The following is a 14,727-nucleotide window of genomic DNA, read 5'->3' on the forward strand; positions in this document are numbered from 1 at the left end:
TAGGATAGCTATGACTGCTTATTACAAATTTATTAAACGAGAACTACAAGAAGACGGTGTCAGTGTGGCGCATTATCAGCCAACCAAGCATGCTCAAGGTGCTTGGAATGAGCATGAGCAGCACATGGCGCCAGCAACAGGCCTACTGACAGCTGAGATCAATAGCTTTGCGCCGCAGCCTAATACCCGTATCGCACGTGTGAGCCTTGATATCTTGGGGTTAATACCGCTTGACGATTTTACTATTACTACGCGCTGTATCCGACCAGGCAAGACTATTGAGCTGGTCGAAGCGGTCATGAGTAGCCGTGGCCGCGATGCTATCATTGCAAGAGCATGGCGACTTATTACTCAAGATACCAGTGAGATTGCTGGACTTGAAGATCAACCAGCAGAATACAAACCTGAAGAGTTGCCAGTTTGGGAAGGCATGAAAGGCTGGCCGGGCGGCTTTATCGAGAGCGTACGTCTAGTAGCGACAGAAGACCGTCGCTCTGGTCGCGGTATGGTATGGATTACCAATGATCTCGACATGATTGAAGGCGAGCCGACTGATGACTTAGTGCATCTGTTAGGTATGGTCGATACTGCCAATGGTGTTGTACCAAGATTGGGTCTTGGTTTATCTAAGTTAGAGTGGATGTTTCCTAATACTGATTTGCAAATCCATATGCATCGCTCGCCAAAAGGTCGCTGGCTCGGTATCGAGGCTGTACAACAATATGGCGATGATGGTATCGGACTGACAAGTGCAGTATTGCACGATGTACATGGGCCTTTTGGTCGTAGTGAGCAAATCCTTACTATTCGTCCGATGCCACGTTAAAGACTAAGAGTCAGCCAGTTTATAGTTTTGTAAAATAAAATAATACGTTGTAATCAATTAATTATACAAATAATAGAGAAATGGTTTTAATAGTAGCTAACAAGACAATATTACTAACAAGCCGATGTTAATCGACATAGAGGTTACTATGAAAACCCATACGCAATTTTCAAAAAAGCTGACGACTCTCTGGGATATATTGATAGAAGCATATTCAGAATAGTTGCTGTCGTTTGCGCTTTGGTTGCTATATCAGAAAATGACTAAGCAATTAAATGACGAAGCAAGTAAAAACCAAGCAAACAAATAACTGATACCAGAACACCGCCTTGGTAAACCAGCGCGGTGTTTTTTGTTGAATAGGGCTTTTGAGCTTGAATTTTTTCTCAATGCCCCTATTAGTATAGACAGTTTAACGGTATTGCATACGGCAAGTTCTCTAACATTATGAGAACGGCTTTAGTGAGTATATCGTTATCTGATAATAGGTCTTTCATAGAATTTAAAGGAGTTTTTATGAGTGAAGCAACTCAAGCTGAAGGTCTGAATCCAGAATTAAAAAAACATACGTTTGAAGCGGAAGTGGCGCAGTTACTGCATTTGGTAACGCATTCACTATATTCTAACGCTGATATTTTTGTCCGCGAGTTGGTATCTAATGCGTCGGATGCTTGTGATAAGTTGCGCTTTGAAGGTACAAATGATGATAGCCTTTATGAAGATGATGGCGAATTAAAAATCCGCATCGCTGTCGATGAAGCCGCCAAAACTATTACCTTTACCGACAATGGTATTGGTATGAACGAAGCCGATGCAATCGAAAACTTAGGTACGATTGCTAAATCAGGCACCAAGGCATTTTTAGACAAATTGTCTGAATCACAAAAGCAAGACGGACAGTTGATTGGTCAGTTCGGTGTTGGTTTTTACTCAGGTTTTATCGTGGCTGATACCATCAGTGTCGAATCACGTAAAGCGGGCGAGCCTGCGGATAAAGGCGTGCGCTGGGTATCAGATGGTACTGGTAGCTTTACTGTTGAGCCTATTACCAAAGACACGCGCGGTACGGCGATTACTTTGCATCTAAAAGAAGAATATAGCGAGGGCGAAGATAACTACTTAGATCGCAGCAAAATCAAGCGCTTGGTTAATAAGTACTCTGACCATATCAGCTTGCCAATTCAGATGCGTAAAGAGATCTGGCAAGAAGATGTAAAAGAAGACGAGAACGATGACACGCCTGCTAGTGGCCAGATGGTACTCACTGATGAGTGGGAAACAATCAATAAAGCCAGTGCACTATGGACGCGCTCAAGCTCTGAAATTGAAGATGATGAGTATGTCGATTTTTATAAGAATATTTCTTATGACATGGATGCGCCGCTTACTTGGACGCATAACCGTGTAGAGGGTCGCGTACAGTATACGCAGCTACTATATATCCCTAAAAAAGCGCCAGTCGATCTATACACTCGTGAGCAGCAGCATGGTCTAAAGCTATATGTGAAGCGCGTCTTTATCATGGACGAAGCTGAGCAATTGCTACCGATGTATTTGCGTTTCGTGAAAGGTGTGATTGATTCAGCAGATTTGCCATTGAACGTGAGCCGTGAGCTACTACAAGAGTCACGTGATGTAAAATCTATCCGTGATGGTAACGCTCGCCGTATCTTAACCTTACTCGCAAGCCTTGCGAATAGCGAAGACAGTGATAAGCAAGAGAAGTTTGCCCAGTTCTATGCAGAGTTCGGTGATGTCATCAAAGAAGGTTTAGGCGAAGACGCAGGCAATCAAGAACGTATTGCTAAGCTATTGCGTTATGCTACCAGCACCCAAGACGGTTTGGTAACAAGCTTCGAAGATTATAAAGGTCGTATGAAAGATGGCCAAAAAGCCATCTACTACCTCACCGCTGATAACCTAGCCGCTGCGAAAAACAGCCCGCAACTTGAGCTATTCAAGAAAAAAGGCATCGAAGTTATCTTGATGACCAGCCGTGTTGATGAATGGGCAATGAACTTCTTGACCTCATTCGATGAGACACCGCTGCAAAACATCGCCAAAGGCGCAGTAGATTTAGGCGACTTGCAAGATGAAGCAGAAAAAGCGGAAGCAGAGAAAGCACAAGAAACGCTAAAGCCAGTAGTCGATAAGCTAAAGGCTGCATTGGGCGAGCGTGCTAAAGACGTCAAAGTATCGACGCGTTTAGTCGATAGTCCAGCTTGCTTGGTCGTTGGTGAAGGTGAGCTATCACCACAAATGATTCAGATGCTACAGCAAATGGGTCAGGACGTACCAGCAAGTAAGCCAACGCTAGAAGTAAACCCTGATCATCCACTCATTAAGAAGCTTGAGAGCAGTGAGCAGTTTGATGATTTGGCGCAAGTAATCTTTGATCAAGCATTATTGGCAGATGGTGGTCAGCTAGACGATCCAGCCGCTTACCTAAAACGCGTCAATGAGCTATTGATGAGATAATGTTTAGTAATTAGCAAAAAAGGAGGCTTTATATAAGAGGCCTCCTTTTTTATTTGAATCTTTAGCCAAATTTGAGTGAATTTTACAAATCAGCCTTATCCTCTTAACCGACAATCCGTTACAATCGCGATAGATTAGCGAGCTAAAATATTAGGCAGTGCTAGTCATCTTCTATAATCACTCCATCGTGAATTCAATATAAATCGATGTCTGCATGCTGTACAAAGATCGTCAACTGATTGCACCGCGCGGCTGTTACATTAAGATAATTATCATTGAGTCATTTTATTTTTCTCGACTGGCTAGAGGTCTAAGTCTTTGTCACTTACGTCGTTAAAAACCGTCTCGCTTCAGCGTTTTTCGCTCAATTTCGCTGCCAATATTATTGCAACCTTGTGGATGCTAGTGGGTTCAACACGGGCTTTTTCTTGGGTTAAACCCACTTTTGTACAGTTTGCCGTATTTGCGCTATTGGCGCTTGGTAGTAATGTCTTATTTTCATGGTTAGCTGCTGAAAGTGGCAGCATATTTAATGAGCAAGGATTGGTCAGTTATTTAATCTGGCCGATGATCATTTTGCTTGGTGGTATCATTTTGGCTCGGCGAGCCAGCAACCAAGCATTGGTATTTGTACCAGTAGTACTATGGTTGGTTGCTGATACATTGTCAGCCCTATTACAGAGCTTGGTGCAGTTTTTTGGTAGCTATGGTTGGTTGCCAAATTGGAGTTATTCGTTCTTACCAGTACTTTTTTTAGTATTGTTCTTATGGCAGACACTAGCTCTATTGTGGATTTTCTCCCGTCGCCTGCGTATACCATGGTGGGAGCGAATCATTGTATTGGTCGGTGCGGTAGCGTTGCTGACTATCTGGCAGCGTAATGTCGCAGACCAGCCGATCTTTAAGCAAATACCTATAGAGCCTGTATTAGAAGAGGCGGCACTGTATCAGCAGCCACGTCTATTACAGCAAGCATTGGATAGTATAGACCCGAGTATCGATGGCAAAACCGACTGGTACTTTATGGGAGTGGCAGGATTCTCTGATCAAAACGTTTTTCGCTCTGAGATTAATAGGGTGCGCGAGCTGTTTGATGTACGCTTTGGTACCAGCGGGCATTCACTATCGCTGATTAATAATACTTATAGTTGGCTAGATGAACCAATCGCTACTAAGACCAGCATTTTGCGCGGTCTAAAGAAAATTGGTCAGCAGATGAACGCTGATGAAGATGTGTTGTTCCTGACGTTGTCTTCACATGGTAATCAGGATATCGTCCAATTGGCAAATCCGCCGCTTGCGATGGATAATTTAGATGCCACATGGTTGCGTGACGCGCTAGACGCATCTGGTATCCGCTGGCGTGTGATCGTGGTGTCTGCCTGCTACTCAGGTTCGTTTATTGACGAGTTGGCATCGCCAACCACGGTAGTGATTACTGCATCAGCTGCCGACAAAGCATCGTTTGGCTGCACGAATACAGCTGAGATGACCTATTTTGGCCAAGCGTTTTTTGCTGAAAGTCTACGAGGGAATACCAGTTTTGAGTCGGCTTTTAAAGATGCCAGTATACGGGTCAATGAGCGTGAGAGCGCAATGGGCTTTGAGCCATCAGAGCCGCAAATGGTCATTGGTAGTTTAATGGAGACGGCATTGCCTGCGTTTGAGCAAGTATTGTTTGATAAGGCGCGCCCATCCGTTGCTAGTATTACAAATAATACTACTTCTACAACAGTTAATATTTTACCTGACAGTGCTACTAATCAGTCGGTAGACGAAGTAGAGATAGCTGCTGAATAGCTGAATAAATACAAAGTATGATTTCGCATTTAATAAATGCCAATATCAGATTTACTATTAGATGATGAGCATTTATTAAACATCGTCATTGGTTCTATTTTGAATAAAAGGATATCACTCATGCAAAATTCCTATAGTCATAGTTTATCTACCAATAAACAGCTTACCCAAAAAAGTGTGAATCGTTGCTTTAACGGTGAGCAGCATTATTATAGTCACGAGTCGACGTCTACCAAAACCTCTATGACGTTTAGTATTTATTTACCTGACGAAGCCTTGGCTGGACGACGTTGTCCTGCGATACTGTACCTATCAGGTCTGACGTGTAATGCTGATAATGTCACTCATAAAGCGCATTTTCAGCAAAAATGTAGCGAGCTTGGTATGATACTTATCGCACCTGATACTTCGCCTAGAAGTAGTGAAGACAGCGATGTACCAAACGACGATCGCTATTTTGTCGGTCAAGGTGCAAGCTATTATGTTGACGCGACCCAAGCGCCTTGGTCAGACAACTTCAACATGCAAAGCTATATTGTCGATGAGTTATATGACTTACTACGTTCAGAGTTTCCCATCCACAGTATCGGTGTCACAGGACATTCAATGGGTGGTCATGGCGCGTTATTGCTAGGGTTTAAGTTCCCAAGTAAGTTTGTCAGTGTATCGGCCTTATCGCCAGTATGTGCGGCCAGTGAGTCGGCATGGGGGCAAGCCGCTTATACAGAGTACTTCGGTGATGATAAGTCTCTATGGGCGCAAGCGGATGCCTCACAGATGATCGAAAAAGTCGGTCAGCAGTATTCGAGCATTTTGGTCGATCAAGGCGCGGCTGATAACTTTTTAGCAGAAGGTCAGTTGCAAACGTCTACCCTACAAGCTGCTTGTGAAAAAGCCAAACAGCCCTTAACATTACGTTATCAGGCAGGTCATGACCACAGCTATTATTTTATCCAAACGGTGATTAATGATCATATCGAACATCATTGGCACATGGCTCAAATGAGCTAAGTTGTCATTCAGATGACCGTGATACATTTTTCGCTATTCCATTCATGCTCAACAGGTGATTTTTATGGCAAGTTATCAAGATTTGACAGCTTCTAATTCAAAGAGTAAGTCAGCAGATACGAGCTCTACAAAAGCGACTATGCAAGCTGATATGGATGCTGCTCTACAAAAAAAACAACGTAGCAATGATTATAATGATGAAGTGTCTCAAGCTAAGTCAGACGAGCTGATTGCAAAAACCGTCAACGACGCTGGCGATAGAGTACTTGATGATGTACAAATATCTCGCGTGATAGAGATGGCATGGGAAGATAGAACGCCATTTGGGGCTATAGAGCATAGCTATGGTCTCGATGAGACTGGGGTTATCAAACTCATGCGCCAAGAGCTAAAGCCGTCATCTTTTCGCTTATGGCGTCAGAGAGTAAGCAATCGTGCTACCAAACATGAGGCAAAGCGCTCTTTCGAAGTTGGCCGCGCTTATTGCAAAACTCAATATAAGCAGCGCTAAACCATTAAGTATTTAGCATCAATATATAAAAGGCTCTCAGCATATGTGAGCCAATTATAATTTCCTTTTTAATTTATTAATATCTTATATAAACATGAATTAGGTAGCTCAATTATGAACAGTCCTGCTAAACCTTATCTTATTGCACCGTCGATACTCTCAGCTGATTTCGCGCGGTTGGGCGAAGAAGTGGAGAAGGTACTAGAGTCGGGTGCCGATGTGATTCATTTTGATGTAATGGACAATCATTACGTACCCAATTTGACGTTTGGTAGCATGATTTGTAAGGCGTTGCGTGACTATGGTGTTGAAGCGCCAATTGATGTGCATCTGATGGTTTCACCTGTCGATAGTATGATTGAGCAGTTCTTGGAAGCGGGTGCTAGTATCATTACCTTCCATCCTGAAGCTAGCGCTCATATCGATCGCTCACTTCAACTTATCAAAGATGGCGGCGCGGAGTGTGGCTTGGTATTAAACCCAGCGACACCATTACATTATCTTGATTATGTTATGGATAAAGTAGATCAGATTTTATTAATGAGTGTGAACCCAGGCTACGGTGGACAGTCGTTTATCGATAGTACTTTAGATAAAGTCCGTCAGGTACGTCAGCGTATTATTACCAGTGGCCGAGATATTCGATTGGAAGTTGATGGTGGTATCAAAGCCAGTAATATACGTGCGATTGCTGAAGCGGGCGCTGATATGTTCGTTGCTGGTTCTGCAATTTTCAATCAAGAAGATTATAAAGCGGCTATCGATGAGATGCGCGCAGAGTTGCTATTAGCCAACAATAGCTAGTGAGTGTTATATGGTTAATAAACGCTATTAGCCATACAATAATAATATTAAGATGTGCTGTATAACTTATGACTATATAGTTAATTCCATATAAAAGAGCGACAGCGTTAACCGCGCTTGAAGTATCACAGTTACATCTGCACTCAGTTGCCTTGTACCTCTTTTAAATTGAGTCAGCTATATATAATGGTCAGTCGCGTAAAGGTGAAATATGGACACAAACAATTCTAGCAGTTCAACAGAGCCTTCTGTGCAAGTAAACTCTCATGAAACGTTGAATCAGCAGGCTAAGCAATCACTTGAAAGTGAAACACCGCAGCGCAGCTTGGTGCCTAGAGGTATTACCATTGGCTTAGCGATGTTTGCACTTGTACTTAGTTTGGCAGGTTATGGCTTTCGCCTGATGGTGGGCGATGACGTTGAAACAGTGCTGCGTCATGCTACGGTCATTGTGCCTGCATTTATGCTAGGTATACCGCTGTTCTTTTGGGTAGGCTCTCGCATACTCAATAAAGTTAAGGGCTTGCATATCGAGAGTTGGAATGCGATTAGTTTGGGTTATTTGACCTCTTGTATATCGATGCTATGGTTGATGGGTACTTACAGTTAAGTTGTTTAGCTGCAGATATAATGCTTTTTCGCGTCTGTATCGTTTATTTGCACCTATATTGTTTATTCGTGCTTATATAATGTCGTAATATTTTATATTTTTTAATCATTAAGCCATGTTCTACAAGCATGACTGGAATTTTATATGAGAATCGTACCAGCCAGTATTGCTAAAATTATCTATCCTAAAGACTTACCAAATGGCTTATTTACCAGCTTAATTATCGCTTGTTTGTTAATGGGGTTGGCATCACTACGTCACGGAACTGATTTACAAGGTTGGCTAAATGTCATTGAAAACTGGCTGCTTATGCTGCTGATATTGCCCACTGCGACGGCCACCGTTGCACTACCATTTAAGTATCGTGATCCTAGCCTTGAGCTAAAGCTGGTTTATTATCTTGGAATGTTTGTGGCCTTCTTATTTACATTAGGAAAGTTGCGTTATTGGCACTAGTATATACAAATGACATAGCATTCAAGTTTGCTTTTATAGCGAAGACTTATGCGACAGCCCTTGAATTTCAATGTTAAAGCGTCCATTGTATGAGTAAGACAGATTTACCCGCGTTACTGTAAGACGATAGATTTGCTGAATGAGTGTATTTTTAGAAAATGACTGCTTTGCAATGACTAGTTTCTCTACCAGTACTAAACGGGATAATAAGGAACACATTAATGCCATACGATATCGATAATGATATAGAAGTAGATAACGAGAGTAGCGATCAGTTTGCAGGATTTGCCAAAGAAACCACGTTAGAGTTAGTGGAAGCAGATGATGGTAGGTTGTTATTGCGTGATGCTGAACAAGACGAAGCGCCGCTGATGACTATTGATTTTTCTGACAAGCTAAAAGAACTACTTGGTAGCGATACTCAAGCCATTGGTCAACACATGATTCATGCTGCGATTCAGGTCATTATGCAAAAGCAAATGAGTAAGTGGCATGCGCATGTATATGATAAAGAACCAACACACTACAGCTAATTTTTAGTTGTTTCTGAGCACTAATTAAAGCGAATAATTGAAGACGTAGCTTAGCAACATGAAACTACAGCCATAAAAAAAAGGGTTTATCAATTGATAAGCCCTTTTTTTGTTCAAATAGTACCATTTATAAAATGGAGATTATTTGATTTTAGCTTCTTTGAAGATCACATGCTGGCGTACTTTTGGATCAAACTTTTTGATTTCCATTTTGCCAGGCATAGTGCGCTTGTTTTTAGTAGTGGTGTAGTAATACCCAGTACCAGCTGTTGATACTAATTTAATTTTATCTCTCATGATAGCTTTCCTGTAAATGAGGGGTCTTCAAACGATAGGTACGTGTCTCAAAGAGTGAGTTGCCACAATTAATGTAGCAAAACAGCAGCCTAAATGATGAGAGTCATCATCCAGCTGCTATTTTTAACTTAAACTTTTTGACCTTGTGCGCGTAGATCCGCTAACACTTTATCGATACCAAGTTTGTCAATGATGCGCATACCTTTGGTAGACACACGTAGACGTACAAAGCGGTTTTCAGACTCTACCCAAAAACGATGGTTGTGAAGGTTTGGTAGAAAGCGACGACGGGTTTTGTTGTTTGCATGCGAAACATTATTACCCACCATAGGGCGCTTTCCAGTCACTTGGCAAACTCGAGACATGGCGAACTCCTAATCTATGAGGTATGAGTTTTTCTCATACCAGTCTGGGCAAGTTGCACGTTTTTGCGGCATGGACACAGCAAGCGGCAGCTTTGCACCAAACAAAACTATATGAAGGTTGAGCTGGTTTTGCTGCTATCTAAAGGCAAATAACAGGCTGACCAATTCAGAAAATTTTAAAGCCGACATTTATACCATAAAACAGATGAATACTCAAATATTTTTACAATAACTGTCGAATTAAAGGAGGGCTATTATACCCTGAAATGAGCGCTCTATGTTGTTGATTGTTTAATAGTAAAGATTAATTTTTAGTTGTAAGTTATAACAAAAGTCAGTAAAGTTGCTGTTATATATTTAATACAATCTGTTAATACGTCAGTATTACTGTAAATCTATGTATCATTACCAATCTATTTTGATTCTGGGTAATGATTTTTTGCTTATTTGCTCAGATAAATTACTGCTCATGCGGAGTCAAAACATGTCATACAGCTCTCTACCCCTTACTTCTAAGTTGTTTCAGCTCACTTCTTTGACTTGCGCATTAGCATTAGCAGGTTGTGGTGGAGGCGGTGATGGTACCGATACTATCGCGCCAAAGCCAGATATTGGATTGGTTACAGTAGTTCCAAGTAATCAAGAATCAGGTAGTGAGGAAGAGTCAGATATTCAGGCAAGTGAAATATATATACTGTCTAATTATACTAGTATTAATGTGGATATGGCGAAAGATGCTTCTATAAAAATAGAGGCTCTAGTATTAGATGATAAAAACGGAGTGGTAAATGATAAGACGGTTACCTTTGCAATCACTGACCCTAAAGCAACTGGGTTATTCAGCACTTCTAGCTCTAGAATAACTACTGATGAAAAAGGGAAAGCAGTCATTGAGTTGCAAGCAACAAACACGTTAACTGCAGCACAGCGTGATTTTCTTATTAAGAACGGTGTAACAGTAAGAGTCAGTGTTGATGGTGTTCAACAATCTCTTACACTATTTGGAGTAGAAGGTAATACGAACACACAAAAAGATGATGTTTATGATGTGTTTATTGCCTCTGATAAAACCGAATTGCTAACTGGTGCAGACACGGCAACGATAAATATTAGAGTAACTGATAAGAAGGGCGGTATTGTCGCAGGTGTCCCTGTAGTTATCGGCATTACTGATGCTGCATTATATGGTTTATCTTTAGATGGTTCTTCTAATCAAGTTACTAATGCAGAAGGGTTGATTACAGTAAAGCTGATACAAAGCAGAGCGAATGTTGATTCACAAATAAACCATGAAAGTCTACTAACAGTATTAGTTAATGACGAAGAAAATAGCATTGTTGAGCAAAATTTCCCTATTATAGTTTCTGGTACGCGAGCAAGTAATGTTATTTCTTCTAAAAACATGGTGAGTAGTGGGGAAAGCTTTACTGTATCTGGGCAGATAATGGATGGTGCAGCAGAGCCTATCAATCGTGCAACTGTGTTATTGTATAATAACAATGTAGAAGTAGGAAGTAGCAGCACTGACAGTAATGGTAACTTTAGATTTGACTTAAATACAGCTGATTTAAATGTTTCAAATAATGATAGTTATGTATTTAGTATTGAAATTAAAGGTGCTGAAAATACTCAACGTATTTCTGATATATTAACTGTAGGATCGGCTATCAAATCAAGTATGAACTTTGAACGAACAAATGATATAGAGGTGGATACTAGAAAGAAAGTAATATTAAGTGTTCCCGATGCTGATGATGGTGATTCTGTTATTCTTGTCACAAACAAAGGCAAAATCTATCAAAATGAAAATGAAAATCAAGAACAGGGCAGTTCACGCCGTGTATTTACAGTGTTAAATAAGAAATTAGAGTTCTATATTGAATCAAGTGTTCCTGATAGCGCTACTATCACTGCTACACATAGAAGAACAAACCAACCAGACAGTATTAAAGAAACGGTATTGAGCTTCGTCTCTGTTAGCCCCACCAAGTTGCTTCTACAGACTGAGCGTTCAGTACTAAGTGTTGGCGGGTCAACGCAAGTGATCGCTCGCGTATTAGATAGCGATGATGCACCGGTGAAAAATGCAATTGTCCAGTTTACGACTACTAAGGATGCATCTGGGGGTAGTCTAGGTCAAGGTGTCGCTTATACTGATAGTAGTGGTTTAGCGAAAGTAGTTTACAATGCTGGGCAGAACCCAACAAAAACAGAAGGCGTTGTCATTGCAGCTGAAGTGCGACTAATTGAGCTGCCAGATGGTACAGAAAAGCCAGTAAATATTAGTCCTGTAGAAGCGAAGATTTCGATACAGACTAGAGCAACATTTATCAGTTTTTCCTTTGCGGATAAGATATCTGCTGGTGACCGTGAAGTTTATTATTTCCAAAAAGGCTCCATTAGCGTATTAAACAGTACAGGTAAGCCAGCAATCAATCAACCAGTATCTATTAATTTAAACCCTAGCAGTTACGGTAAAGGTCAGTGGGGCGTATTTAGAAATATTACTCTTGACACAAATGTATGGGATCGTGTCCCATATATAAGCTGTCCTAGTGAAGATACAAACAATAATGGTATTTTAGACTTAGGTGAAGATGTGAATGGGAATGGCCAGTTAGACCCAATTAACGTCGTGGCAGTACTTGACAAGGATGGCAACGAGGTTGGTTCTAGCCAAAACTTTAATTTTATAACAGATGGTGCTGGTAAAGTTGATTTTTCAATACGCTATCCGAAAGAATATGCAGAATGGTACCAGGCCAAAGTTACTGTTAATACAAATGTAGATGGTAGTGAGTCACAACAGTCTCGCTTAATTAGTTTTCCAGTCCTGATAGACGATGTTGATATTAGTGTTCCCACACGTCCAAACTGGGTGAGTCCATTCGGTACTAATCCTAGTTGTAGTAATCCTAATTAGAATGAGTTGCTTCTTTTTATTACATGATTAAAGGTGCCCCCAACCCTACGTTGGGGGTTTTTAGTTTGTCCTTTAAAATAACCAAATCACCTTAAATAACCAAAAACAACCAACTCGCTCAGCAAAGTATTGCAAAAAAGATTAAAATAACCGGTTTACTACGCTGTCAGCAATTTTTCAGCGATAAGTCATCATTTTTTATATTGGGCGAATTATGTCAGACAACACTAAAACGGTTTCATTATCGACCATAGCTTCTCAGAGCAAACAGATTCCTAGCACTATTGATACAGCTACTCTGCTCATCAAATGCAAAGATCAGGCAGGTATCGTACAGGCAGTCTCTGAATTTATTCATCGTTATGGCGCTAATATCATTACGCTTGATCAGTATTCAACGGCGCATGAAGGCGGTCAATATTTTATGCGTTTAGAGTTTGCCTTGGCAGGATTAAGCGATATTATCGAGAATTTTGAAGCCAGCTTTGCACATACTGTTGCTAAGCGTCACGACATGGATTGGCGTCTACATAATAATGCAACGAAGACCAAAGTCGGTATTTTGGTATCTAAGTTTGATCATGCGTTGTTAGATTTATTATGGCGACATCAGCGTGGATTGCTCGATTGTGAGATTACTTGTGTGGTCAGCAACCATCCTGACTTAAAGCAAGCAGTACAGAATTTTGGCATTACTTTTCATCATGTGCCAGTGACCAAAAACAATAAGTTCGATGCAGAAGAGCAGATTCATAAGTTGATGGCAGGTAACGACTTGCTAGTATTGGCGCGCTATATGCAGATATTGTCATCAGATTTTGTCAAACGTTGGCCGATGCAGATTATCAATATTCATCATTCATTCTTGCCGGCGTTTGTGGGTGCAGATCCTTATCGTCAGGCTTATGACAAAGGCGTTAAGCTTATCGGCGCAACTGCGCACTATGTCACAGCTGAGCTTGATCAAGGGCCTATCATTGAGCAAGACGTACACCGTGTGACGCATCGCCAAGGAGTGACAGAATTGCGTGCTATCGGCCGTGATATCGAACGCAACGTATTAGCACGTGCTGTAAACTGGCATGTGCAAAACCGTGTGATTGTGGCGGGTAATAAGACAGTCGTATTTAACTAAGAAAAATCAGTAGTGAGTCTGCTAAGAATATAAAAAGGCGGTCAGTAACTAGTGTTGCTGACCGCTTTTTTCTGAAAATATATTCTATAGAAGCATTTCTAAGACGAACTTGCTACCAACAAAGCCAATGGCTAATAGGATAAAGGCATAAATAGTGATATTGGCTGCACGTTTGCCTCGCCAGCCTGCACGCCAGTTACCGAATAGTAGTACACCAAATAACAACCACGATAGTAGACTAAAAACAGTCTTATGCACGATATGCTGTGCCATCAAGTCTTGTACATAGATAAACCCAATCCCCAGTGCGATACTGAGCAATACAAACCCGACCAACAGCATATCGAATAATAAACTCTCCATACTTTGCAAGGAGGGTAGCTTGTTGACCCAAAAGCGGTGAATGGTATGATGCTTAAGCTCACGTATTTGTAGACGTAGAAATAGCGCTTGTACAGCCGCCATCAACAGCACACAATAGGCAGCTAATGATAATATGATATGGATTTCAAGCCCGATACTGACGTCAGTGAGCGGTTGATAAGGGGCGCGGCCGACATAACCGACCGTCATACCTATTATCGCAGTAGGTGCAGCCAAAATACCAAGACTAAGAATAGGACGATATAAACAGAACAATAGATAAAAGAATAAGAAAAATAAACTGGTCAGACTGATTATATTAAATAAGTTGAAATTTAAACCATACAGCGTCACAACGTATGGATATAGCAGTGCCGCATGTGCAGCCATGCCAACCAGCAATAAGCCCAAACTGAGGCTTTTGTGGATAGGTTTGTCCTGAGCCAGCGCCCAACCAATATGGATGCTGACTAAGATATAAGCCATGCTAGCAAGTAAGAATGCAAAGTGCACAGATAAAAAGCCTCATCTTATACTGAGCATAAACTGCCGCTCAATGTGTCGCTAAAGTGGTATTATCAGAATGATTAGAATAATCGTCCAATTTATCATAAA

Annotated in this window: 14 protein-coding genes; 11 read left to right on the plus strand and 3 right to left on the minus strand. The window is 41.2% G+C overall.

Annotated elements, in window-relative coordinates; translation table 11 throughout:
- Positions 1–10 precede the first annotated feature (10 nt).
- From ACI2IW_RS08925 to ACI2IW_RS08965, 9 genes are all read left to right on the plus strand, one after another.
- A complete protein-coding gene (locus tag ACI2IW_RS08925; protein WP_404693414.1) occupies positions 11–826 on the plus strand; it encodes a thioesterase family protein in 816 nt (271 codons plus the stop codon).
- Positions 827–1,342: 516 nt separating this feature from the next.
- Positions 1,343–3,304 carry a molecular chaperone HtpG gene (gene htpG / locus ACI2IW_RS08930; RefSeq protein ID WP_404693415.1) on the plus strand — a complete coding sequence of 654 codons (1,962 nt, stop codon included), beginning with the start codon at positions 1,343–1,345 and terminating at the stop codon, positions 3,302–3,304.
- A 318-nt stretch (positions 3,305–3,622) separates the two neighbouring features.
- Positions 3,623–5,104, plus strand: coding sequence for a C13 family peptidase (locus ACI2IW_RS08935; RefSeq protein WP_404693416.1), 1,482 nt, complete (start codon positions 3,623–3,625; stop codon positions 5,102–5,104).
- Positions 5,105–5,224: 120 nt separating this feature from the next.
- Positions 5,225–6,115 (plus strand): S-formylglutathione hydrolase, encoded by an 891-nt coding sequence (gene fghA / locus ACI2IW_RS08940; RefSeq protein WP_404693417.1) that lies wholly within the window; start codon positions 5,225–5,227, stop codon positions 6,113–6,115.
- Between the two features lie 229 nt (positions 6,116–6,344).
- Positions 6,345–6,626, plus strand: a complete 282-nt coding sequence (locus tag ACI2IW_RS08945) for a TIGR03643 family protein (RefSeq protein ID WP_371547594.1) — start codon at positions 6,345–6,347, stop codon at positions 6,624–6,626.
- Between the two features lie 114 nt (positions 6,627–6,740).
- Positions 6,741–7,430: a ribulose-phosphate 3-epimerase gene (gene rpe, locus ACI2IW_RS08950; protein WP_057761380.1), complete on the plus strand. Its 690-nt coding sequence runs from the start codon at positions 6,741–6,743 to the stop codon at positions 7,428–7,430.
- A gap of 211 nt (positions 7,431–7,641) precedes the next feature.
- Positions 7,642–8,040 carry a hypothetical protein gene (locus ACI2IW_RS08955; RefSeq protein WP_404693418.1) on the plus strand — a complete coding sequence of 133 codons (399 nt, stop codon included), beginning with the start codon at positions 7,642–7,644 and terminating at the stop codon, positions 8,038–8,040.
- Between the two features lie 144 nt (positions 8,041–8,184).
- Complete coding sequence (locus ACI2IW_RS08960; RefSeq protein ID WP_057761376.1) at positions 8,185–8,496, plus strand: hypothetical protein; 312 nt, start codon at positions 8,185–8,187, stop codon at positions 8,494–8,496.
- A 221-nt stretch (positions 8,497–8,717) separates the two neighbouring features.
- A complete protein-coding gene (locus ACI2IW_RS08965; RefSeq protein ID WP_101205798.1) occupies positions 8,718–9,029 on the plus strand; it encodes a hypothetical protein in 312 nt (103 codons plus the stop codon).
- 141 nt (positions 9,030–9,170) lie between these two features.
- Here ACI2IW_RS08965 and rpmG read toward each other — a convergent pair whose 3' ends face one another.
- Together rpmG and rpmB are read right to left on the minus strand one after the other, a co-directional pair.
- A complete protein-coding gene (rpmG, locus tag ACI2IW_RS08970; protein WP_010201403.1) occupies positions 9,171–9,326 on the minus strand; it encodes a 50S ribosomal protein L33 in 156 nt (51 codons plus the stop codon).
- 128 nt (positions 9,327–9,454) lie between these two features.
- A complete protein-coding gene (gene rpmB, locus ACI2IW_RS08975) occupies positions 9,455–9,691 on the minus strand; it encodes a 50S ribosomal protein L28 (protein ID WP_057761372.1) in 237 nt (78 codons plus the stop codon).
- A 484-nt stretch (positions 9,692–10,175) separates the two neighbouring features.
- On the opposite strand from rpmB, the gene ACI2IW_RS08980 reads away from it, so the two are divergent.
- On the plus strand, positions 10,176–12,614 hold the full coding sequence (locus ACI2IW_RS08980) for an Ig-like domain-containing protein (protein ID WP_404693419.1): 2,439 nt from the start codon (positions 10,176–10,178) through the stop codon (positions 12,612–12,614).
- A gap of 214 nt (positions 12,615–12,828) precedes the next feature.
- Positions 12,829–13,749, plus strand: a complete 921-nt coding sequence (gene purU, locus ACI2IW_RS08985; protein WP_404693420.1) for a formyltetrahydrofolate deformylase — start codon at positions 12,829–12,831, stop codon at positions 13,747–13,749.
- Positions 13,750–13,833: 84 nt separating this feature from the next.
- Here purU and ACI2IW_RS08990 read toward each other — a convergent pair whose 3' ends face one another.
- A complete protein-coding gene (locus ACI2IW_RS08990) occupies positions 13,834–14,598 on the minus strand; it encodes an inner membrane protein YpjD (RefSeq protein WP_404693527.1) in 765 nt (254 codons plus the stop codon).
- Positions 14,599–14,727 lie beyond the last annotated feature (129 nt).

This window comes from Psychrobacter sp. NPDC078501 (assembly GCF_044900935.1).
Lineage (GTDB): Bacteria > Pseudomonadota > Gammaproteobacteria > Pseudomonadales > Moraxellaceae > Psychrobacter.

Excerpts from the sequence above, each read along its gene's own strand:
- ACI2IW_RS08925 (WP_404693414.1), top strand. The coding sequence starts at position 11 with ATGACTGCTTATTACAAATTTATTAAACGAGAACTACAAGAAGACGGT.
- htpG (WP_404693415.1), top strand. The coding sequence starts at position 1,343 with ATGAGTGAAGCAACTCAAGCTGAAGGTCTGAATCCAGAATTAAAAAAA.
- fghA (WP_404693417.1), top strand. The coding sequence starts at position 5,225 with ATGCAAAATTCCTATAGTCATAGTTTATCTACCAATAAACAGCTTACC.
- rpe (WP_057761380.1), top strand. The coding sequence starts at position 6,741 with ATGAACAGTCCTGCTAAACCTTATCTTATTGCACCGTCGATACTCTCA.
- ACI2IW_RS08955 (WP_404693418.1), top strand. The coding sequence starts at position 7,642 with ATGGACACAAACAATTCTAGCAGTTCAACAGAGCCTTCTGTGCAAGTA.
- ACI2IW_RS08960 (WP_057761376.1), top strand. The coding sequence starts at position 8,185 with ATGAGAATCGTACCAGCCAGTATTGCTAAAATTATCTATCCTAAAGAC.
- ACI2IW_RS08965 (WP_101205798.1), top strand. The coding sequence starts at position 8,718 with ATGCCATACGATATCGATAATGATATAGAAGTAGATAACGAGAGTAGC.
- rpmG (WP_010201403.1), bottom strand. The coding sequence starts at position 9,326 with ATGAGAGATAAAATTAAATTAGTATCAACAGCTGGTACTGGGTATTAC.
- rpmB (WP_057761372.1), bottom strand. The coding sequence starts at position 9,691 with ATGTCTCGAGTTTGCCAAGTGACTGGAAAGCGCCCTATGGTGGGTAAT.
- ACI2IW_RS08980 (WP_404693419.1), top strand. The coding sequence starts at position 10,176 with ATGTCATACAGCTCTCTACCCCTTACTTCTAAGTTGTTTCAGCTCACT.
- purU (WP_404693420.1), top strand. The coding sequence starts at position 12,829 with ATGTCAGACAACACTAAAACGGTTTCATTATCGACCATAGCTTCTCAG.
- ACI2IW_RS08990 (WP_404693527.1), bottom strand. The coding sequence starts at position 14,598 with ATGGCTTATATCTTAGTCAGCATCCATATTGGTTGGGCGCTGGCTCAG.